The organism is Achromobacter kerstersii (genome assembly GCF_902859595.1).
Lineage (GTDB): Bacteria > Pseudomonadota > Gammaproteobacteria > Burkholderiales > Burkholderiaceae_B > Achromobacter > Achromobacter kerstersii.
The window spans coordinates 114,396-134,545 of the sequence record NZ_CADIJQ010000010.1 but is presented as its reverse complement, the minus strand read 5'-3'; the positions used below and the strand labels follow the sequence as shown (position 1 = coordinate 134,545).

Annotated in this window: 17 protein-coding genes; 16 read left to right on the top strand and 1 reads right to left on the bottom strand. The window is 65.3% G+C overall.

The window, feature by feature from the left end; translation table 11 throughout:
• Window positions 1-35: 35 nt before the first annotated feature.
• The 14 genes from HV765_RS24860 (at window position 36) to HV765_RS24795 (ending at window position 16,812) form a co-directional block, all read left to right on the top strand.
• A complete protein-coding gene (locus tag HV765_RS24860; RefSeq protein ID WP_175171342.1) occupies window positions 36-839 on the top strand; it encodes an enoyl-CoA hydratase in 804 nt (267 codons plus the stop codon).
• Entirely contained in the window at window positions 836-2,920 is a 2,085-nt protein-coding gene (locus HV765_RS24855) for an acetate--CoA ligase family protein (RefSeq protein ID WP_175171341.1), read from the top strand. The genes HV765_RS24860 and HV765_RS24855 overlap by 4 nt, the downstream gene beginning before the upstream one ends.
• Window positions 2,921-2,965: 45 nt before the next feature.
• Window positions 2,966-3,934 carry a Bug family tripartite tricarboxylate transporter substrate binding protein gene (locus HV765_RS24850; RefSeq protein ID WP_175171340.1) on the top strand — a complete coding sequence of 323 codons (969 nt, stop codon included), beginning with the start codon at window positions 2,966-2,968 and terminating at the stop codon, window positions 3,932-3,934.
• Between the two features lie 5 nt (window positions 3,935-3,939).
• Window positions 3,940-5,172 (top strand): acyl-CoA dehydrogenase family protein, encoded by a 1,233-nt coding sequence (locus HV765_RS24845; protein ID WP_175171339.1) that lies wholly within the window; start codon window positions 3,940-3,942, stop codon window positions 5,170-5,172.
• Between the two features lie 19 nt (window positions 5,173-5,191).
• Entirely contained in the window at window positions 5,192-6,229 is a 1,038-nt protein-coding gene (locus HV765_RS24840) for an acyl-CoA dehydrogenase family protein (protein ID WP_254600722.1), read from the top strand.
• A gap of 50 nt (window positions 6,230-6,279) precedes the next feature.
• Entirely contained in the window at window positions 6,280-7,050 is a 771-nt protein-coding gene (locus tag HV765_RS24835) for a class I SAM-dependent methyltransferase (protein ID WP_175171338.1), read from the top strand.
• Between the two features lie 143 nt (window positions 7,051-7,193).
• The gene (locus HV765_RS24830; protein WP_175171337.1) at window positions 7,194-7,946 is read left to right on the top strand and encodes a GntR family transcriptional regulator; all 753 of its coding nucleotides are present in this window, start codon (window positions 7,194-7,196) and stop codon (window positions 7,944-7,946) included.
• Window positions 7,897-9,213, top strand: a complete 1,317-nt coding sequence (locus HV765_RS24825; RefSeq protein WP_175171336.1) for a malonyl-CoA decarboxylase domain-containing protein — start codon at window positions 7,897-7,899, stop codon at window positions 9,211-9,213. The genes HV765_RS24830 and HV765_RS24825 overlap by 50 nt, the downstream gene beginning before the upstream one ends.
• A gap of 45 nt (window positions 9,214-9,258) precedes the next feature.
• Window positions 9,259-10,050 carry an enoyl-CoA hydratase/isomerase family protein gene (locus tag HV765_RS24820; protein ID WP_175171335.1) on the top strand — a complete coding sequence of 264 codons (792 nt, stop codon included), beginning with the start codon at window positions 9,259-9,261 and terminating at the stop codon, window positions 10,048-10,050.
• A gap of 5 nt (window positions 10,051-10,055) precedes the next feature.
• Window positions 10,056-11,597, top strand: a complete 1,542-nt coding sequence (locus HV765_RS24815) for a malonate--CoA ligase (RefSeq protein WP_175171334.1) — start codon at window positions 10,056-10,058, stop codon at window positions 11,595-11,597.
• A gap of 164 nt (window positions 11,598-11,761) precedes the next feature.
• The gene (locus tag HV765_RS24810; protein WP_054426456.1) at window positions 11,762-12,733 is read left to right on the top strand and encodes a Bug family tripartite tricarboxylate transporter substrate binding protein; all 972 of its coding nucleotides are present in this window, start codon (window positions 11,762-11,764) and stop codon (window positions 12,731-12,733) included.
• A gap of 79 nt (window positions 12,734-12,812) precedes the next feature.
• Window positions 12,813-13,313 carry a sigma-70 family RNA polymerase sigma factor gene (locus tag HV765_RS24805; RefSeq protein ID WP_054426733.1) on the top strand — a complete coding sequence of 167 codons (501 nt, stop codon included), beginning with the start codon at window positions 12,813-12,815 and terminating at the stop codon, window positions 13,311-13,313.
• Window positions 13,310-14,278, top strand: coding sequence for a FecR domain-containing protein (locus HV765_RS24800; RefSeq protein WP_175171333.1), 969 nt, complete (start codon window positions 13,310-13,312; stop codon window positions 14,276-14,278). The genes HV765_RS24805 and HV765_RS24800 overlap by 4 nt, the downstream gene beginning before the upstream one ends.
• Window positions 14,279-14,370: 92 nt before the next feature.
• Window positions 14,371-16,812 carry a TonB-dependent siderophore receptor gene (locus HV765_RS24795; protein WP_175171332.1) on the top strand — a complete coding sequence of 814 codons (2,442 nt, stop codon included), beginning with the start codon at window positions 14,371-14,373 and terminating at the stop codon, window positions 16,810-16,812.
• An 8-nt stretch (window positions 16,813-16,820) separates the two neighbouring features.
• On the opposite strand, the gene HV765_RS24790 is transcribed toward HV765_RS24795, so the two are convergent.
• Entirely contained in the window at window positions 16,821-17,777 is a 957-nt protein-coding gene (locus HV765_RS24790) for an aldo/keto reductase (protein ID WP_054426452.1), read from the bottom strand.
• A 262-nt stretch (window positions 17,778-18,039) separates the two neighbouring features.
• On the opposite strand from HV765_RS24790, the gene HV765_RS24785 reads away from it, so the two are divergent.
• Both HV765_RS24785 and HV765_RS24780 read left to right on the top strand, forming a co-directional pair.
• The gene (locus HV765_RS24785) at window positions 18,040-19,011 is read left to right on the top strand and encodes an ABC transporter substrate-binding protein (RefSeq protein WP_054426450.1); all 972 of its coding nucleotides are present in this window, start codon (window positions 18,040-18,042) and stop codon (window positions 19,009-19,011) included.
• 248 nt (window positions 19,012-19,259) lie between these two features.
• On the top strand, window positions 19,260-20,150 hold the full coding sequence (locus tag HV765_RS24780) for an ABC transporter permease (RefSeq protein ID WP_175171331.1): 891 nt from the start codon (window positions 19,260-19,262) through the stop codon (window positions 20,148-20,150).

Genomic DNA, 20,150 nt, shown 5'->3' with positions numbered 1-20,150 from the left:
CGTCGAGCGCGGGCATAGCAAGCGTTGAGGAGACTATGGAATACGCCACCCTTGCCGTCGAACGGCTCGACTCGGTATGCCGCATCAGCCTGGCGCGCGAATCTGCGCGCAACGCCCAAAGCCAGCAGATGCTGGACGAACTGGATGACGCCCTGACGCGGGCCGAGCAAGACGATTCCGTGCGGGTCGTGGTGCTGGCCGGGCGCGGCGCGCACTTTTCGGCGGGCCATGACCTGAAGGAAGCGCAGGCCAAGCGCGCCGACTTCACCGTGGAAGAACGCTGGGACTATGAGTCGCGCCGTTACTACGGCTACTGCCTGCGCATCTGGGATTTCCCGAAACCCACCATTGCCCAGGTGCAAGGCGCCTGCGTGGCGGGCGGCTTCATGATCGCCAATATGTGCGACCTGGTGGTCTGCTCCGACACCGCGTATTTCTCTGATCCGGTGGGCCACACGCTGGCCGCCGCCGCCACCGAAGTGCTGATCCATCCCTGGGTGATGGGGCTGCGCAAGGCCAAGGAAATGCTTTACACCGGCGAGAAGGTCGACGCGCAGGAAGCACTGCGCATCGGCATGGTGAACCGCGTGGTGCCGGAAGCCGAACTGGATGAAGCCACCTTGGCGCTGGCTCGCCGTATTGCGCAGGCGCCGCCGTTCGGGCTGCGGCTGATCAAGCGGTCACTGAACCGCACGGCCGATGCGCAAGGTTTCCGCACGGCGTTGTCGGCGCACTTCGACACGCATCAGCTGTCGCACCTGAGCGAAGAGTTTCAAGCCGTGCGCGAGCGCGGGCTGGCGCAAGCCATCCAGCGCAACAAGAAGGGCGAAACGGCATGAGGGCCGCGCTGGACTGTTTGCTGAATCCGGGGTCCATCGCCATGATCGGCGCCAGCGCCAACGCGGGGCGCATCGGCGGCATGCCGCTGGAATTGCTGACGCGCTTTGGCTACGCGGGCGGCATCTATCCGGTGAACCCGAAGTACCAGGAAGTGTTCGGCAAGCGCTGCTGGCCCGACATCGAATCTGTGCCTGAACCGGTAGACCTGGCGGTGCTGGCCATTGCCGCAGCCGACGTCACGCCCATGTTGCGCCGCTGCCATGCCAAGGGCGTGCGCGCGGCCATCGTGTACGCCGCGGGCTTCGCGGAAGCGGGCGGCGACGGCCAGCGCTTGCAAGACGAACTGGAAGCCTTCGTGGCGGAAAGCGGCATGGCGGTGGCCGGGCCCAACTGCATGGGCTTTGCCAACCTGAACACGCAGGCGCACACGGCGTTTGCGTCGGTTTTCAAAACCGCGCCCGCCCAGAGCGGCCCAGGCGTGGTCAGCCTGCTGACGCAAAGCGGCAACGTCTGCGCAGCGGTGTACGCCATCGCGCGCAAGCTGGATTTGCCGTTCTCGCACTTCATCAACACCGGCAACGAAGCGTGCCTGGATTTTTCGCAGTACCTGGAATATCTGGCCGCTGACCCGCAGACGGAAATCGTGCTGGGCTACATCGAGCAACTGCGCGATGGCGAACGCTTCGTGCGCGCCTGCCGCGAGCTTGAACGCCAAGGCAAATTGCTGATTGCGTTGAAGGCCGGCAATACCGACAAGGGCGCGCAGGCCGTGCGTTCGCACACGTCTGCGCTGGCGGGTGACCGGCGCGTGTACGCGGCGGCGTTCCGGCAATTGAATGTGATCGAGGCATCGGACTTCGCCCAGATGGCGCACCTGGCCAGCCTGGCCACGCTGCGCCATCGCAGCGCGGGCAAACGCGTGGCGGTGCTGACGATGTCGGGCGCATTGGGCGCCATCCTGGCCGATAAATTCATCGGCGCGGGGCTGGACTTGCCTGATCTGCCCGAGGCCTTGCAAGCCGTGTTGCGCGGCGGCATTCCCGATTACGGCATGGTGGGCAACCCGGTGGACGTGACTGGCAACGTGGTCAATGATCCTGCTTTCGTGCGCACCGTGCTGCAGGCGCTGGCGACGACAGACGCGATTGACGCGGTCGTCGTCTATGCGCCCGGCTACATGCTCGACCGCATGGCGGACGCGCTGGCCGAGGCGTCGCGCCAGCATCAACGCCTGTTCATCGCCATCGACACGGGCCTTGCGCAAAGCCGCGCCGCCTTGCGCGAGGCCGAAGTGGCCGTGTTCGATGACCTGGGCCTGGCCGTGTCCGCGCTGGCGCCGTATCTGTTGTGGTGCGAGGCGCGTGGGAAGCCGCGCATTGCCCCGATGCCGCCGCTTGAGACGGTGCCCGTGCCGCCGTTGCCCTGCAACGAAGCCGACGCGCGTGCGTATGTTGCGGCGTTTGGCTTGCCGCAGGCGCGCGTGCATTGCGCCCGCGATGCCGACGAAGCCGTGGCCGAGGCTCAAGCCGCCGGCTACCCCGTAGCCCTGAAAATCCTAAGCGCCGACATCGCGCACAAGACGGAAGCGGGCGGCGTGGCCTTGGGGCTGGCCGACGCCGCCGCCGTACGTGCCGCGTTCGATCAAGTCCGCCAAGCCGCCGCGCAAGCGCAGCCGGACGCCCGCATCGACGGCGTGATGGTGCAGAAGATGGAGCGCGGTGTGGCAGAGCTGATCGTGGGCGCCACGCGCGACCCTGTCTTCGGACCCGTGCTGACCGTGGGCCTGGGCGGCGTGCTGACCGAGATCTATCAAGACACCAGCCATCGCTTGTTGCCGGTGGACGAGAACATCGCCTTGCAGATGCTGCATGAGCTCAAGGCGTTTGCGCTGCTGGACGGTTACCGGGGCAAGCCCCGCGCCGATCTGGCGGCGGCGTGCCGCAGCATCGTGGCAATTGGCAATGCGCTGCTTGCCGCGCCCGCCCACGTGGCGGAAATTGAAGTGAATCCTTTGCTGATCAAAGAGGCGGGACAAGGCGTTGCGGTACTGGACGCCCTGATCCTGCCCGCAACCCCGTAGCGCCATCGCGCAATCCGCGCAGCGCATCCCCAGGAGGAGACAAGCATGATGAAGAGACTATTGGCCGGCGTCGCGCTGGCCTGCATTGGCGTCGCGAACCCGTCGTACGCTCAGGACCCGTATCCCAGCCGGCCCGTGCGCATCGTGGTGCCGTTTTCACCGGGCGGCGCGGCGGACATCATGAGCCGGCTGCTCGCCGAGCGCCTGACCGCCAAGCTGGGCCAGACCGTGATCGTCGAAAACAAGCCGGGCGGCGGCACGATGATCGCGTCCGACTACGTGTCGCGCGCCGAGCCCGATGGCTACACGCTGCTGATGGCGGCTTCGTCGCTGGGCATCGCGCCCAGCATCTACGCCAAGGTCAATTACGACCCCATCAAGGACTTCGCGCCGGTCAGCCAGGTGGCGTCGGTGGTGCACGTGCTGGAAGTGCATCCGTCGATTCCCGCCAAGAACGTAGGCGAACTCATCGCCTACCTGAAGGCGAACCCCGGCAAGGTCAGCTACGGCTCGGTGGGCACCGGCAGCTCCACGCATCTGGAGGCCGAACTCTTCAACAGCATGGCGGGCGTGCAGATGGCGCACATTCCGTACAAGGGCAGCGCACCCGCGCTGAATGACTTGGTGGCTGGGCGCATTCAGGTGATGTTCGACGCCTGGGCCTCGTCCGGCCCCTTCGTGAAGGACGGCAAGCTGCGCGCGCTGGCAGTCACCACGACGCGGCCGTCGGCGTCTGTGCCGGATCTGCCGACGGTGGCGGGCTCAGGTCTGCCGGGTTATTCCGCGATGCCGTGGCTGGGTCTGGTGGCGCCGGCCCGCACGCCGCAACCGGTGATCGACAAGCTCTACCAGAATCTGGCGCAGATTCTGGAGCAGCCCGATGTGAAAGCGCAGTTTGTGGGGCTGGGGCTGGACATCATCGGCAGCGACCCCAAGACGTTTGCCGCCTTCATCCGGCAGGACGTGACCACGTGGGCCAAGGTGGCGCGCGAGTCGAATATTCGTCTGGAGTAGCAGGAATGAGTGAAGTGCAATCCGCACGCAACACCGCGGGCGACCCCGTAGGCAACACCGCGTGCGACAGCGCAGCGATTGACGACGCGGCCTTTCGGCAGTCGTTGCGCGCGTGGCTGGCCTCGGCCTATGCCCGGTTCGCCCGGGACTGGCCGGGCGGCGCGGCCCCGCGCGACCTGGACTATCGCCGCGCCTGGGAAGACACCTTGTGCGCCAACGGCTGGTCGGGCTTGGGCTGGCCCAAGGCGCACGGCGGACAGGCTTTGCCGCTGTCTCGCCAAGCTGTGTTCCATGAAGAGCACGCGCGCTCTGGCGCGCCGCTGGGCGTGAACCTGATTGGCCACGGCATCCTGGCGCCGACCTTGCTGCACTTTGGCACCGACGCGCAAAAGGCCCGCTTCCTGCCCGGCATTCTGTCCAACCGCGAAGTCTGGTGCCAGGGCTATTCGGAACCGGGCGCGGGGTCCGATCTGGCCTCCGTGCGCACGCGCGCCGAGGCCGTTGACGGCGGCTACCGGCTGAACGGCCACAAGATATGGACGTCGTTCGCCGACCGCGCGCAGTGGTGCTTCGTGCTGGCGCGCACCGACCCGCAAGCGCCCAAGCACAAGGGCTTGAGCTTCTTGCTGGTGGACATGCGCAGCCCCGGCGTGCGGGTCGAGCCCATCCGCCAGATCACGGGCGAGGCCGAGTTCTGCGAAGTGTTCTTCGAAGATGTCTTCGTGCCGGCGGACTTGCTGCTGGGTGAACAGAACCAGGGCTGGAAGGTGGCGATGGCGGCCGCCAGTTTCGAGCGCGGCACCTACTTCATTCCGCGTCTGGTGCGTTTTGCGCAAGAACTCGGCACGGTGCGCCAGTTGGCGCTGCGCCCCGACGCCTATGGCCATGTGCCGGCCTCGTCAGCTTCCGTGCGCCACAAGTGGGCGCGGCTGGCGGCGGACAGCCATGTGCTGGCGTTGAAGTCGCAGCGCGCGTTGGCGGGCGCCATGCGGGGCGATCCGCCGGGGCCTGAGGGTTCGTCCACCAAGATCCACTGGAGCGAAGCGCATCAGCGCTTGTTGGAACTGTCGATGCAGCTGCTGGGCGAATCCGCCTGCCTGACGGACGGCGCCGACGAGCAGGCCGCGGCGCTGACGCACGCCTATCTGTGGTCGCGCGCCGAGACCATTCTGGCGGGCACCTCCGAGATCCAGCGCAACATCATTGCCGAGCAGATGCTGGGCTTGCCCAAATTTTGAAACCCGTAGCCACATCACCATGACCTTTCTGCTGACTGAAGACCAGCGCATGCTGCAAGACGCGGCGCGCCGCTATTTGTCCGAACGCCATCCGCTGTCTTTGGCGCGCAATGCGGCGGCGCGCACGCACGCTGAACGTCTGGCGCAATGGCGCGAGTTGGCCGCGCAAGGCTGGCCGGCGTTGTTGGCGCCCGCCGAACAGGATGGCCTGGGGCTGGGTCTGTCCGACGCGTGGGTGGTTGCCGAAGCGGCCGGCCGTCATCTGCTGAGCCTGCCGCTTGTGGCCAACATAGTCGTGCTGCCTACGCTCGTTGATGCGGGCATCAAGGGGCTGGCCGCGCAGTGGGCGCGTGAAGTGATGCAGGGCGACCGCTATTTTGCAGACGCCTCGGTGCGCCCCGATGGGTCGATCTTCATCGAGGGCGCGGGCGAGGGCGTGTCGGCGTTGTCCGTACGGTGCACGGGGCCGAACGCCTTGCTGCTGGAACGCTACGCGCCGGTTGGCGGCTTGGCGGGGTTGGACCCGACGATGCCCGTGGCGGTGGTGGCGCGGCCTGACGTTCTGGACCGCATCGAACTGCCCATTGGCACGGAAACTGCGCGCCGCTTGCGAACCCGGCTGACGCTGCTACGTTCGGCCGAACTGTTGGGCGCGGCCGCGGCAGCCTTGAATATGGCGGCGGCCTACGCGCAGGAACGCCGTCAATTCGACCGCGCCATCGGCGCCAACCAGGCCATCAAGCATCGGCTGGCGGACGATTGGATGGCGCTGGATGACGCCCGGCTGGCCGGCATGGCTGCGGTGGCATCGCACGACGCGGGTTCCGAAAACGCGGACCTCGATGCGCTTTATGTGCCGCTATTGGCGGTTGAAGGCGGCCGCCGCGCCGTGCAAAACGCCATCCAGACGCATGGGGCGATGGGCGTCACGTGGGAGTGCGACGCGCATCTGTATCTGAAGCGCGTGCTGCGGCTGGCGGCGGCGCTGCATGCGCAAGCCTCCTGCGCCGAACTGTTGGAACGAATCTGGGAAGGCGGCGCGGCAATAGCGGCGTGAGCGGGGCCGCCGTGCCTGACGCCGCGCGGCGTCCGCCCTACAATCCCGCCATGCATAAATCGAACTTCCCCTCTGAACTTGATCAGCCGACGCTGTCCGAAGTGGACGGCGTGCGCTATTTGCACTTCAACACCGAATGGGTTCAGGGCGCCATGCGCATCAAGAACCCGTCGGAACTGGTGTTGGAATACACCGGCCAGATGATGGCTTGGCTGCTGTTCCTGGAGCCGCCCAAGGAAGAAGCCATCGGCATGCTGGGCCTGGGCGCGGGGTCGCTTGTGCGGTACTGCGTCAAGCACACGCGCAGCCCCTTGCTGGCGGTGGAGTGGAACCCGCGCGTGACGGCGGCCTGCCACATGTTCTTCCGGCTGCCGGGGGCCAACCGGCTGGAAGTCGAGCACGCGGACGCGGGCGCCTGGGTGGCCGACCCCATGAACGCGGGGCGCTGCCCGGTGCTGATGGTTGACCTGTACGACGCGGCCGCCGCAGGGCCGGTGCGCGACAGCGTGAAGTTCTACCGCGATTGCCGCCGGGTGTTGGGTGATGTCGGCGTGCTGGCCGTGAACCTGTTCGGCCGCCACGAGAGCTTTGGCAAGAACATCGACAACCTGTCCAAGGCGTTCGACGACCGCGTGCTGCTGCTGCCCGAGGTCGACGCGGGCAACCAGATCGTGCTGGCCTTTTCCGGGCCGCGCCTGGCCGTGACCCCGGCAGACCTGCTGGCGCGGGCCGAGGTCGTGGAATCGAAGTACGGCCTGCCGGCGCGCCGCTGGGCGCGGGCGCTGACCCGCCACGCCGTGGACGGCGTGCTGCATTTCTAAGACCATCGCCCGGCGTTCTGCCGGGCGTGTTCCCCTATTAGGGTAGGTACGGGGGCGGAAGGGGGTTTACCTTTTTCCGTGGCGGGCTCTATCATGGCCTTATTCATAATTATGAATTACGGCGCAGTTCAAGCCGTTCATCCATGAGCCAACCCATCGTCCGTCAAGCCCTGTACCTGGAAGTCGCGGATCGCCTGCGTGCCATGATCCATGCGCGCGCGCTCAGCAATGGTGAATGGATCGACGAGCTTCGGCTGGCAGGCGAAATGGGCATTTCGCGCACCCCGTTGCGCGAGGCCCTGAAAGTGCTGGCCACCGAAGGGCTGGTTCGGCTGGAGCCGCGCCGCGGCTGCTTCGTCAATGAGCTGTCCACGCAAGATCTGGAAGACATCTTCCCGCTGATGGCCATGCTGGAAGGGCGCTGCGCCTTCGAGGCCGCCCGCAAGGCCACCGACGCGGAGCTGGCGGCGCTGGAGCCGCTGCACACTGAACTGGCGGGCCACGCCCAGGCCGGCCGCATCGACGCCTATTACCAAACCAACTACCTGATCCATGAAGCCGTGCAGGCGCTGGCCGGCAACCAATGGTTGTCCGATATGGTCGGCAATCTGCGCAAGGTGCTGAGCCTGTCGCGGCATCGCAGCCTGGCGCGGCCGGGGCGCATTGAACAATCCTGCACCGAACACCTGGCCATTTTCGATGCGCTGAAGGCGCATGACAGCGAAGCCGCGCAGGCGCTCGCCCACACCCATCTGATGCGGCAGCTGGAAGCGCTGCGCGTGTTGGCCAATGAAGACGCCGCCGATCCGGCGTTATCCGATCCCATCGTTATCCAGGAGCCCGCCCATGTCCGACCCCGCCAATCTCGCGCCCGCGCGGGGCGCACGCACGCCTGAGCCCGAGGCCGAACTGATCGACGCCGCAACGGCGGCCGAAAGCGCCAGCCTGATGACGCGGCTGGGCCGCTTGTGGGAACGCGGCCGCCTGCCCAGCGAATCCGAAGTCCGGCGCCTGTTCGAAGCGCGCCTGACCGACGTCGCCGCCAACAAGCTGGCGCGCCGCTGGTGCGAGCAATACAGCGCGGCCGACGGCAAAGACCGCCGGCTGATGCTGGCCGCCTTGGCGCAGGTGCGCGCAACTTACGCGGGCGACGGCGGCGAGGGCACGCGCCTCTTCAAACGATTCAATGGCTTGCCGCAGGGCTTGCGCTTCCTGGTGGAATTGCGGGCCGACATGGTGCGCTGGCGCAAACAGGTATCCGGCATTCAGGGGCTGGACAAGGAACTGGAAGCGCTGCTGTCGGCGTGGTTCGATGTGGGCCTGCTGGAGCTGCGTCCGCTGACGTGGGATTCGCCCGCGTCGCTGCTGGAAAAGCTGATCCTGTATGAAGCGGTGCACGAGATCAAATCCTGGGATGATCTGCGCCGCCGCGTGTCGCCCGACCGCCGCTGCTACGCCTACTTCCATCCGCAAATGCCGGGTGTGCCGTTGATTTTTGTGGAAGTCGCATTCGCCAGCCAGATGGCCGACAACGTGCAGGTGCTGCTGGACAGCACGCTGCCGCCGCAGGATCTGGACAAGGCGCGCTGGGCAATCTTCTATTCCATTTCGAATACGCAGCCGGGCTTGAAGGGCATCAGCTTTGGCAACTTCCTGCTCAAGCGCGTGGTGGAACAATTGCTGGAAGAACTGCCCAAGCTGAAGGCGTTTGCGACGTTGTCGCCGATTCCCGGGTTCTCGGATTGGCTGAGCAAGCTGGATGCCGACGCGGTGGAAGCCATCGTGCGCGAAGACAAGTCGCGCGCCAAGGACCGCAAGCGCGAAGGCGTGCCGGACGGCCAGCGTTGGGTGGCCCGCCTGGCCACGGCCGCGCAGGGCAAGGCGTCCGATGTGGTCAAGCGCGCGGGCTTCAAGCTGGCGGCGACGTATCTGCAATCCATGAAAAACGGTTTGCCAGTGGACGCCGTGGCGCGCTTTCACTTGGGCAATGGCGCGCGCATCGAACGCCTGAACTGGGCGGCGGACACGTCGCCCAAGGGTCTCAAGCAATCGTGCGCGCTGATGGTCAATTACCTGTATGACCTGGACGAGCTTGATACCAACCTGGCGCGTCTGGGTGAAGGCAAGCCCCAGGTCAGCCGGGGCGTGGGACGCGTGGGCTGAACGCCGGATACACGGCGCCATCCATCCATAAGAAGGGCGGGGGACATGAAGGAAGACGACGCTGGCCGCGTGCGGCTGGAACGCGAAGGGGGCTTTGCCTGGGTGACGCTATCGCACCCCGGGCGGCTGAACGCGATCACGGTGGGCATGTGGGGGCAACTGCGGGACGTGTTCACGCAGCTGGCCGCCGATGACAGCCTGCGCTGCGTGATCGTGCGCGGCGAAGGCGGCAATTTTGCGGCGGGTGCGGATATCCGCGAATTCCCGCAGCAGCGCGCCGACATGGCCGGCGTGCAGCGCTATCACCGTGACATCCTGGCGCCCGCGCTGCAAGCCGTGGCGCAATGCCCGCATCCTGTGATTGCTCAGATTGAAGGCGTGTGCGTGGGCGGAGGGCTGGAAATCGCCAGCCAGTGCGACCTGCGCATTGCCGGCGCATCCGCCCGCTTTGGCGTGCCGATCAACCGGCTGGGCTTTCCCATGGCGCCCGACGAAATGCGCGGCCTGCTGGCGCTGGCCGGGCGCGCCGCCACGCTCGCCATCCTGCTCGAAGGCCGCGTGTTCGGCGCCGACGAAGCGCACGGCCTGGGCCTGTTGACGCGCATCGTGCCGGATGAGCAGGTGGCCGACGCCGCCCGCCGCAGCGCCGAACGCATCGCGCAGGGCGCACCCATCGCCGCCCGCATCAATAAACGCTTGTCCGCAAGGCTCGCCCAAGGCGGCGCCTTGACCGAAGCCGAATATCAAGATTATTTCTCCTATGCCGACAGCCGGGACCACAAGGAAGGCGTGCGCGCTTTCCTGGCCGGCGTAGACCCTTCCTTTTCCGGAGATTGACCAAGGTGAGCAACGCCAACCTCTATGCCGTCCTGCAAGGCGGCTTTCCCAAGGACCGCAGCAAAGTCGCGCTGGAAACGCCCGACCTGGAATACACCTGGGATGACATCGACCGCGCCACCGCGTGCCTGGCCAACCTGCTGACGTCGCTGGACTTGCCCGAGGGCTCGCGCGTGGCGGTGCAGGTGGAAAAATCGCCCGAAGCACTGCTGCTGTATCTGGCCACGTTGCGTGCCGGGCTGGTGTACCTGCCGCTGAACACGGCGTACCGCGAATCCGAAATCGAATACTTCCTGGGCAATGCCGAACCGGCCGTGGTGGTGTGCGCCAGCAAGAACCGCGACTGGGTGCAACGCGCCGCTGACAAGGCGGGCTGCGCGCATGTTTACACGCTGGATGAAGACCGCACCGGCACCTTGCTGGAGGCCGCCGGCAGCCTGCCGCAAACGTTCACCACCGTGGTCCGGCAGGCCGATGACCTGGCCGCCATTCTGTACACGTCCGGCACCACCGGCCGCAGCAAGGGCGCGATGCTGTCGCATGGCAACCTGGCCGCCAACGCCCAGGTGCTGCATGAATACTGGGGCTGGCGCGAAGACGATGTGCTGCTGCACATGCTGCCCATCTTCCACGTGCACGGCTTGTTCGTGGCCTCGCACGGCGCGCTGCTGGCCGGCGCCAAGATGATCTGGCTGCCCAAGCTGGACGCCGATCAGGCGCTGCATTACCTGCCGCAAAGCACGGTGATGATGGGCGTGCCAACGTATTACGTTCGTCTGCTGGCCGACCCGCGCTTTACCCGCGACGTGTGCGCGAAGATGCGCCTGTTCATTTCGGGCTCGGCGCCGTTGCTGGCTGAAACGTTTACCGACTTCGAACAGCGCAGCGGCCACGCCATTCTGGAACGCTACGGCATGAGCGAAACCGTCATGCTGACGTCCAACCCCTACGACGCCAAGCTGGGCGAGCGTTTGGCCGGCACCGTCGGCCGTGCGCTGCCGGGCGTGCAGGTGCGCGTGGTGGACGATGCGGGCATCGCCTTGGCGCCGGGTGAAATCGGCAACGTGCAGGTGCGCGGCCCCAACGTGTTCTCGGGCTACTGGCGCATGCCGGAAAAGACGCGCGAAGAATTCACCGAAGACGGCTGGTTCAAAACGGGCGACGTGGGCCGCTGGGGCGGCGAATCCGCTGGGCGCGACGTGCCGGCCGATTACCTGTCCATCGTGGGCCGCAGCAAGGACTTGATCATCTCGGGCGGCTTCAACGTCTATCCGAAAGAGATCGAAACGCTGATCGACGACATGCCCGGCGTGGCGGAATCGGCAGTGATTGGCGTGCCGCACGCCGACTTCGGCGAAGCCGTGGTGGCGGTGGTGGTGCCCAAGAACGGCGTGTCGCTGGATGCCGCGGCGATGCAGCTTGAACTCAAGTCACGCATCGCGAACTTCAAGGTGCCCAAGCGCGTGCACATCGTGGGCGAGCTGCCGCGCAACACCATGGGCAAGGTGCAGAAGAACGTGCTGCGCGAAACGTACAAGGCGCTTTAACGCCAGGCGAAGATGCCGGTCCCCAGGGGCCGGCATTTTTTTATCCCAAGGAGACCATCCCCATTCAATGTGAACGCAGTCCTGGCAGCTTCATTCCATAAAAAATCCAAGAGACGAGACGCACATAACCGCGCCGTCCCCATGATGCAGCAAGAGGAGACACTATGAGAGTTCGCACGACCGCCGCAGCCGTATTCGCCGTGGCAGCCCTGAGTGTTGGCGGTGTGGCCGCCGCGCAATGGCCTGAGCGCCCCATCACGCTGATCGTTCCGTTCCCCGCAGGCGGCGGCACGGATACCTTTGCCCGTCCGCTGGCCCAGCAACTGACCATGCAGCTTGGCCAGACGGTGGTGATCGACAACAAGGGCGGCGCAGGCGGCACGGTGGGCGCAGGCGTGGCCGCCAAGGCCCGGCCCGACGGCTACACCTTCTTCATGGGCGGCGCGCATCACGCGTTGGCCCCGTCGCTGTACAAAAGCCTGAACTACAACATCCAGAAGGACTTCGTGCCCGTGGCGCTGGTGGCGCAGCCGCCGCAGGTGGTGGTCATCAACGCCAGCAAGCTGCCGGTGAAGACCTTGCAGGAATTCATCGACTACGCCAAGAAGCACCCTGGCGAAATCAACTTCGGCACGGCCGGCAAGGGCAGCACGCATCACCTGGCGGGCGAATTGTTTGCCATGCAGACCGGCATCAAGTTGGTTGATGTGCCATATCAGGGGGCAGGACCTATGTTGTCGGCGCTGATCGGCGGCCAGGTGGATCTGGCGTTTGACGGGCTGGGGTCGTCGTCGGGCCATATTCGCGCTGGCGTCATCAAGCCCCTGGCCGTGGCCGCGACCGAACGCTCGGCTTCGTTGCCCGACGTGCCGACCGCCGCCGAAGCAGGCGTGCCGAATTACGTCGTGTCGACCTGGTACGCCATCTGGGCGCCCGCCGGCACGCCGAAGGAAGCGGTCGACAAGATGGCGGTGGAAATCACCAAGGCCTTGAACACGCCGAAGCTCAAGGAAACCTGGGCCGGTAACGGTTCTGCGGTGCCGACATTGACGGGCGCTGACTTCGGTAAGTTCGTCGATAGCGAGGTGGATCGCTGGGCGAAAGTCGTGAAAGATTCCGGGGTGAAGCTGGATTGATGCGTTTGCCGGACCGGATTCATATTACTATTGATAATCGTTATCATTGGTAAATCTGCTTTCCGGTCCGTCGAACGTCATGAATCAAAGCGGTACGCCTGCCCCCATCGAAGGGCTCTATATTCAGCATCAATCCTGGCTGCGCGACTGGCTGCGCAGAAAGACGGGCTGCCCATTCGATGCGGCCGACCTGACCCACGACACCTATCTGAAAGTGCTGGTCCGCGAGGACGACACGCGCGCCCTGCGCGAGCCGCGCGCGTATCTGACGACCATTGCGCACGGCTTGATGGTGAACCTGTTTCGCCGCCGCGATATCGAACGCGCCTATCTGGACAGCCTGGCGCTGGTGGAGGACGCGCACGCGCCTTCGCCCGAACGCCGCGCCCTGGCATTGGAAGCGCTGCTGGAAATTGACCGCCTGCTTGACGGGCTGCCCGCCAAGGTGCGCAAGGCGTTTCTGCTATCGCAGCTGGAAGGGCTGCGCCACGGCGAGATCGCGGAACGCATGGCGGTGTCGGTGAGCTCGGTGCGCCAGTATCTGGCGCGCGCCATGCAGCATTGCCTGGCGGCGTGGTGAGCGCGCGCGCCACGGGGCGGGTGGAATTGCCGCCCGCCGTCATCCGAGAAGCCAGCAACTGGTTTGTGCGCCTGGGCGCCGAAGAGGCCACGCCGACCGATGGCGCGGCCTGTCGCCGCTGGATCGACGCCGACCCCTTGCATCGCCTGGCATGGGAACGCGTGGAAATGCTGGGGCGCCAATTCGGTCAGGTTGACCCCCAAGCCGGTTTGGCGGCGCTGGACCGCGTGCCATCCCGTGGCCGGCGTCAGGCGCTGAAGGCCTTGTCGCTGGTGCTGGGGGCGGGCGGGCTGGCGGCGGCGGGCTTGCCGTGGCGCGCCTGGAGCGCCGACTTCACCACATCGGTGGGGGAACGGCGCGTCGCCACGCTGGCCGACGGCACGGTGCTTAGCCTGAACACGGACAGCGCGGCGGACGTGCGGTTTGACGGCTTGCTTCGCCAGATCGTGTTGCGCCGGGGCGAGCTGCATATTGCGTCGCACGCCGATCCGCACGCGCCTGCGCGGCCCTTGGTCGTGGCCACGCCCCTGGGCCGCATCACCGCGCTAGGCACGCGCTTTGTCGTGCGCTTGTTGGACGACGAGGCCTGGGTGGCGGTGACCGACGGCGCCGTCAGAATCGAACCGATCTCAGGCGGCGCGGGCGCGGCGCGCGTGGTGGACTCGGGCGCCGGTACGCATTTTGATGCGCGCGCGGTGCAAGCCGCCCGCCCCGCGCCCCATGCCGACGACTGGGTGCAAGGCGCGCTGTACGCCGATGCCATGCGGCTGGATGCCTTCGTTGATGCGCTCAGCCGGCATCGCAAGGGCAGGCTTGTGTGCGACCCGGCCGTGGCGGGCTTGCGTATCTCGGGCTCGTACCCGCTGGGCGACACCGACCGCATCCTGGCCGCCGTTGAACGCGCGCTGCCCGTGCGCGTCGATCGGTTCACACGCTACTGGGTAACGATCCGCCCGCGAGGGTGATTCAAAGAATTTTCTGCGCGGCCCTGTCACTTTTGCATTCTCGATTGGCATACGGGTGAAGCCTCGATTTTCTTCGCCTGGAACCCAACGAAATGTCTCTGCCGTTTTTCCCCTCTCATTGCTCAGCGCCAGCGGGTTTGCGCTTGAAGGCGTTTGCCGCGCTGGTGCTGGCCGCCATGGCGGGCGCCGCGCTGTCACCCACGGCCGTGCAGGCGCAACCCCGCGCCGCCAATACGATCCGCCATTCCGTGACCATTCCGGCCGGCGCACTCGGCGCCGCGTTGTCCAGCTTCGCCCAGCAGACGCAGGTGCTGCTGTCGTTCGACCCGGCGCTGACGTCAGGCATGGAGTCGGCCGGGCTGCAAGGCGGTTACGACATCGACCAGGGCTTCGCGGCCCTGTTGGCGGGGACGGGCCTGGAAGCCGTGCGCCGCGCCGATGGGGATTACCAATTGCTGCGCGCGGGCGGCCCGCAGGCCACGCAGTTGGCGCCTGTGGTGGTGCTGGGCGCAGGCGCCACCACCGAAGGCACGGGCGATTACACCGCTGACTGGATGCGGTCGGCCAACGGCCTGGTGCTGTCCCAACGCGAAACGCCGCAATCCACCAGCGTGCTGACCCGCCAGCAGATGGACGACCGTTCCATCACGTCCGTGCGCGACGTTATGGAAAACGCCACCGGCATGAACGTGCAGCAGGCGGAGTCCGAGCGCCTGACGTATTACTCGCGCGGCTTTTCCATGGACACGTTCCAGTTCGACGGCGTGGTCAAGCCGCTGAACGGCCTCTACCAGTTTGGCGATAGCAACCTGGACCCGGTCATCTACGACCACGTGGAAATCATCCGCGGCGCGACCGGCCTGATGAGCGGCACGGGCAACCCAGGCGGCTCGGTGAACTTCATCCGCAAGCGTCCCACCCGCGAGTTCCAGGGCGACATAAAATTGTCGGCCGGTACCGAAGACACCTATCGCGGCGAAGTGGACTTGTCCACGCCGTTCAATGAGTCGGGCTCGGTGCGCGGGCGCATCGTCGGCGCCAAGGAACGGCGCGGCGACACGATGGACCTCTACAAGAAAAAGCGCGACGTGCTGTATGGCATTGTCGAGGCCGACATCGCCGACGCCACCACGGTCAGCCTGGGCGCATCAGTGCAACGCACGCGGCCCAGCGGCATCAGTTGGGGCGGGCTGCCCGCACTCGATGCCGATGGCAAGCCGATCGATTGGCCCAAGGGCCAGGCCATGGGAGCGAAGTGGTCGCGCTGGGACACCGATTCGCATGAGTATTTCGCGCAGCTGGACCATGGCTTCGCCAACGGTTGGAACGCGCGTTTGTCGTTCACGCGCCTGGAAAACAAGTTTGACGCGCCGCTGCTGTTCACATCAGACGTGCCCGTCACCATCGATGGCTTTTCCACGCCGCCATTGCTGCGTAAATTCGTGGGCGGCAGCGACCAGAACGTGGTGGGCGGTTCGATGGACGGCGGCTTCGATGCGTTTGGCCGGCAGCATCAGTTCAACGTCGGCTTCTCGCATTCCGATATCAAGGCCTGGAACCAAAGCTGGGACACGACGGATCAGGACACCTATCCCATTCCCGACGTCCACCACTGGACGGGCGACTGGCCCGCGCCCAACTGGGACATCCTGGCGCTGTCGCAAACCAACCGCAACAAGCAGACGGGCATCTACGGCACGCTGCGCCTGGGCCTGACCGAGCGGCTGCATCTGCTGACCGGCGCGCGTTGGACCCGTTGGGAATCCACCGAAACCAGCGGGGGCGTGACGGGCTATTCGCACACGTACTCCGAAGTCACGCCGTATGTGGGCGTGACCTATGACCTGAACGACACCTACACGGCCTACGCCAGCTACACCAACATCTTCCAGCCGCAGATGGTGAAAACGCAGACGTGGGACATGGCCGGCCCAGCCTATGGCCACAACTACGAGATGGGCCTGAAGGCGGCGTACCTGGATGGCCGCGTGAACGCATCCGTTGCGGTGTTCCAAACCGATCAGAAAGATGTGGCCGAGTACGGCGGCTACGACTACGCGCACGACGACGGCTGGTATTACATCCTGGACGGCACGCGCACGCGCGGCTTCGAAGCCGAAGTGGCGGGCGAAGTGATGCCGGGCTGGAACGTATTCCTGGGCTATACGTATCGCCAGTCCAAGGACAACAACGGCAAGAAGGTGCAGACGACCCAGCCCGAACAGCTGCTGAAGCTGAGCACGGCGTACCGTCTGCCCGGCGCGCTGAACAAGGTGACGGTGGGCGGCGGCGTGCGCTGGCAAAGCCAGACCAGCGCACAGACGTACTACGGTCTGAAGTCCGGTTCGATCGTGCAGAAACCCTACGCGTTGTTTGATCTGATGGCGCAGATCAACTTCACGGACAAGACGCAGTTGCAGCTGAATGTGCGCAACCTGGCCGACAAGAAGTACTACCGCTCGATGGGCTTTTACAACTCGGTCTTCTATGGCGAAGGCCGAACCGCGCTGCTCACGCTGACGCAGCGCTTCTAGTCATCGTGCTATCGCCAGTCGCTCGCCTGGCTGAGCTTGGCCAACTGGTCACGCGTCAGCGTCAGGCTGGCGGCCTTGACCAGTTCGTCCAGCTGGGCGATCGACGTTGCGCTGACGATCGGCGAGGTAATGCCGGGCTGCGCGATCTGCCAGGCGAGTGCCGCCTGCGCAGGCGTGCAGCCGGCGTCTTCCGAAACTTCGTCCAGCGCTTTCAGGATGCGGAACCCGCGCTCGTTCAGATACGTGTCCACAATCTTCTGGCCGCGCGCGCTCTTGCTGACGTCGGCGGCGCTGCGGTACTTGCCGCTGAGAAAGCCGCTGGCCAGCGCGTAGTAGTTGATGGTGCCCATCTGCTGCGTCTTCACCAGGCTTTGCAGGCCAGACTCGAAGGGCTCGCGGCTGTACAGGTTGTATTCCGGCTGGATGCTTTCATAGCGCGGCAGGTCGTGGCGTTCGGCGGTGATCAGCGCTTCCGACAGGCGCACGGCCGTGTAGTTTGACGCGCCAATGGCGCGTACCTTGCCCGATTCGATGTGCTTGGCGTATTCGGCCAGCGTATCGGTCAGCGGCGTATCGGGATCATCCTTGTGCGACTGGTACAGGTCCACGTAATCCGTTTGCAGCCGGGCAAGCGAGGCATCCAGCGAGCGGCGGATGTAGGCGGGCGCCAGACCTTTGGCGTCGGGCCCCATTTCCATGCCGACCTTGGTGGCGATCATCACGCGGTCGCGCTTGCCGGAACGCTTTAGCCATTTGCCGATCAGCGTTTCAGATTCACCGCCCTGGTTGCCCGGCACCCACCGCGAGTACACGTCGGCGGTGTCGATGAAGTTCAGCCCGGCATCCACCAGCGCGTCCAGCAGCGAGTACGTGCCGGCCTCGTCAACGGTCCAGCCGAAGACGTTGCCGCCGAAAGTGAGGGGGGGAATTTGCAGGCCGGAACGGCCCAATGCGCGTTTGATCATGATGAGGCCTTTGGATGCGGCGGCCGGTCTTGGAGCAAGGGCGGCCGCGCGGATTTAGTATATTGGCGCCGCGTGCCCCGGCGTGGGGCGCGCCACTTCCGGCATGCACCATTTCAGGGATTCCCCCCAAATTCTTTTGCGTGGCGGCAAGTTAGACTATACGGCTTTACGGCCTGCGCAAGCCGTCGGGAAGCCGCCGGCGCTGCCGTAACCACGAACAAATACCCGACGAACATATACCAAGGGTTCAAGGAGCTAAGTAATGCTGATCGGAAAAAAACATTTTCTGACGGTTGGCGCCATGGCGCTGGCAATGGCTATCGCCGCGCCGGTGTCCGCGCAGCAGAAGTCGGTGGCGGTGACCGCCATCGTCGAGCACCCGGCGCTGGATGCCGTGCGCGACGGCGTGCAAGACGCGCTGAAGCAAGCCGGCTATGAACCCGGCAAGAACCTGAAGTGGCAATACCAAAGCGCGCAGGGCAACAACGGCACCGCCGCGCAGATCGCCCGCAAGTTCGTCGGCGACCGCCCCGACGCCATCGTCGCCATCGCCACGCCCTCGGCCCAGGCGGTTGTCGCCGCCACGAAGGACGTGCCGGTGGTGTATTCCGCCGTGACCGATCCCGTTGCCGCCCAGCTGGTGTCCAGCATGGATGCTTCCGGCACCAACGTGACCGGCGTGTCCGACTTGCTGGCGCTGGACAAGCAGGTTGAACTCATCAAGAAAATCGTTCCCAACGCCAAGCGCGTGGGCATCGTCTACAACCCGGGCGAAGCCAACTCGGTGGTGGTGGTGAAGAAGCTTCAGGAAATTCTGCCGAAGTCGGGCATGAGCCTGGTGGAAGCCGCCGCCCCGCGTTCGGTTGACGTGGCGTCCGCCGCGCGCAGCCTGATCGGCAAGGTCGACGTCATCTACACCAACACCGACAACAACGTCGTCTCGGCGTATGAATCGCTGGTGAAGGTGGGCAACGACGCCAAGATCCCGCTGATCGCCTCCGACACCGACAGCGTCAAGCGCGGCGGCATTGCTGCGCTGGGCATCAACTACCGCGACCTGGGCGTGCAGACGGGCAAGGTGGTGGTTCGCATCCTGAAGGGCGAAAAGCCCGGCGCCATCCCGTCGGAAGTGGTCTCCAAGCTTGAGCTCTACGTGAACCCGGGCGCCGCCGCCAAGCAAGGCGTGACGCTGTCTGACGCCATCATCAAGTCGGCCGCCGTGGTTGTGAAGTAAAACGGCGCCGCACAAACCCCGCCATGCCTGCTAGGTGTGCGCGGGGTTTTTTTTCACCGATGCGCTTGACCAACTCCGCTTGCGGCCCAATCCGCAGGCGTGGCGGCGCTTTGGCAGAAAAAAAGCGAAAATGACGCGCCGGGAAACGTTTGTTGCGAAAGCTGGGGTAAAACTGACCCCCAAACGCAAGAAACCCGACGTTTCAAGTCTTTAATATGCACCATCCTTACCCTGATTGGATTTAACCCATGTCATTGTTCTCGTTGTTAGGCGCGTTGGAGATCGGGCTGATCTTCAGCCTGGTGGCCTTGGGCGTGTTTATCTCCTTTCGCCTGCTGCGCTTCCCCGACCTGACCGTTGACGGCAGCTTCCCGCTGGGCGGCGCCGTCTGTGCCACGCTGATCGCGTCGGGCACCGATCCGTTTTCGGCCACCATCATCGCCACCTTCGCCGGCGCGGCCGCGGGGCTGGTCACCGGCTGGCTGAACGTGAAGCTGAAGATCATGGATCTGCTGGCCAGCATCCTGATGATGATTGCGCTGTACTCGGTCAACTTGCGCATCATGGGCAAGCCCAACGTTCCGCTGATCACCGAACCCACGGTGTTCACCATTTTGCAGCCGGGCTGGATTGCTGATTACGTGGCGCGCCCGCTGATCCTGATAGTGATTGTGATTCTGGCCAAGCTGGCGCTGGACTGGTTCTTCGCCACGCAGACCGGGCTGGCCGTGCGCGCCACCGGTTCAAACGGCCGCATGGCCCGCGCGCAAGGCGTGAATACCGGCCGCATGATTCTGGGCGGCATGGCGCTGTCCAACGCGCTGGTTGCCTTGGCGGGCGCGCTGTTCGCGCAGACGCAAGGCGGTTCCGATATTTCGATGGGCATCGGCACCATCGTGATCGGTCTGGCCGCGGTGATCGTCGGCGAAAGCATTCTGTCGTCGCGCAAGCTGGTGCTGGCGACACTTGCCGTCATCATCGGCGCCATCGTTTACCGCTTCTTCATCGCGCTGGCGTTGAATAGCGATTTCATCGGCCTGAAGGCGCAAGACCTGAACCTGGTTACCGCGGTGCTGGTCACGTTCGCCCTGGTCATTCCGATGCTCAAGCGCCGCCTGGTCGGCAAGAAGGGGCGCTGA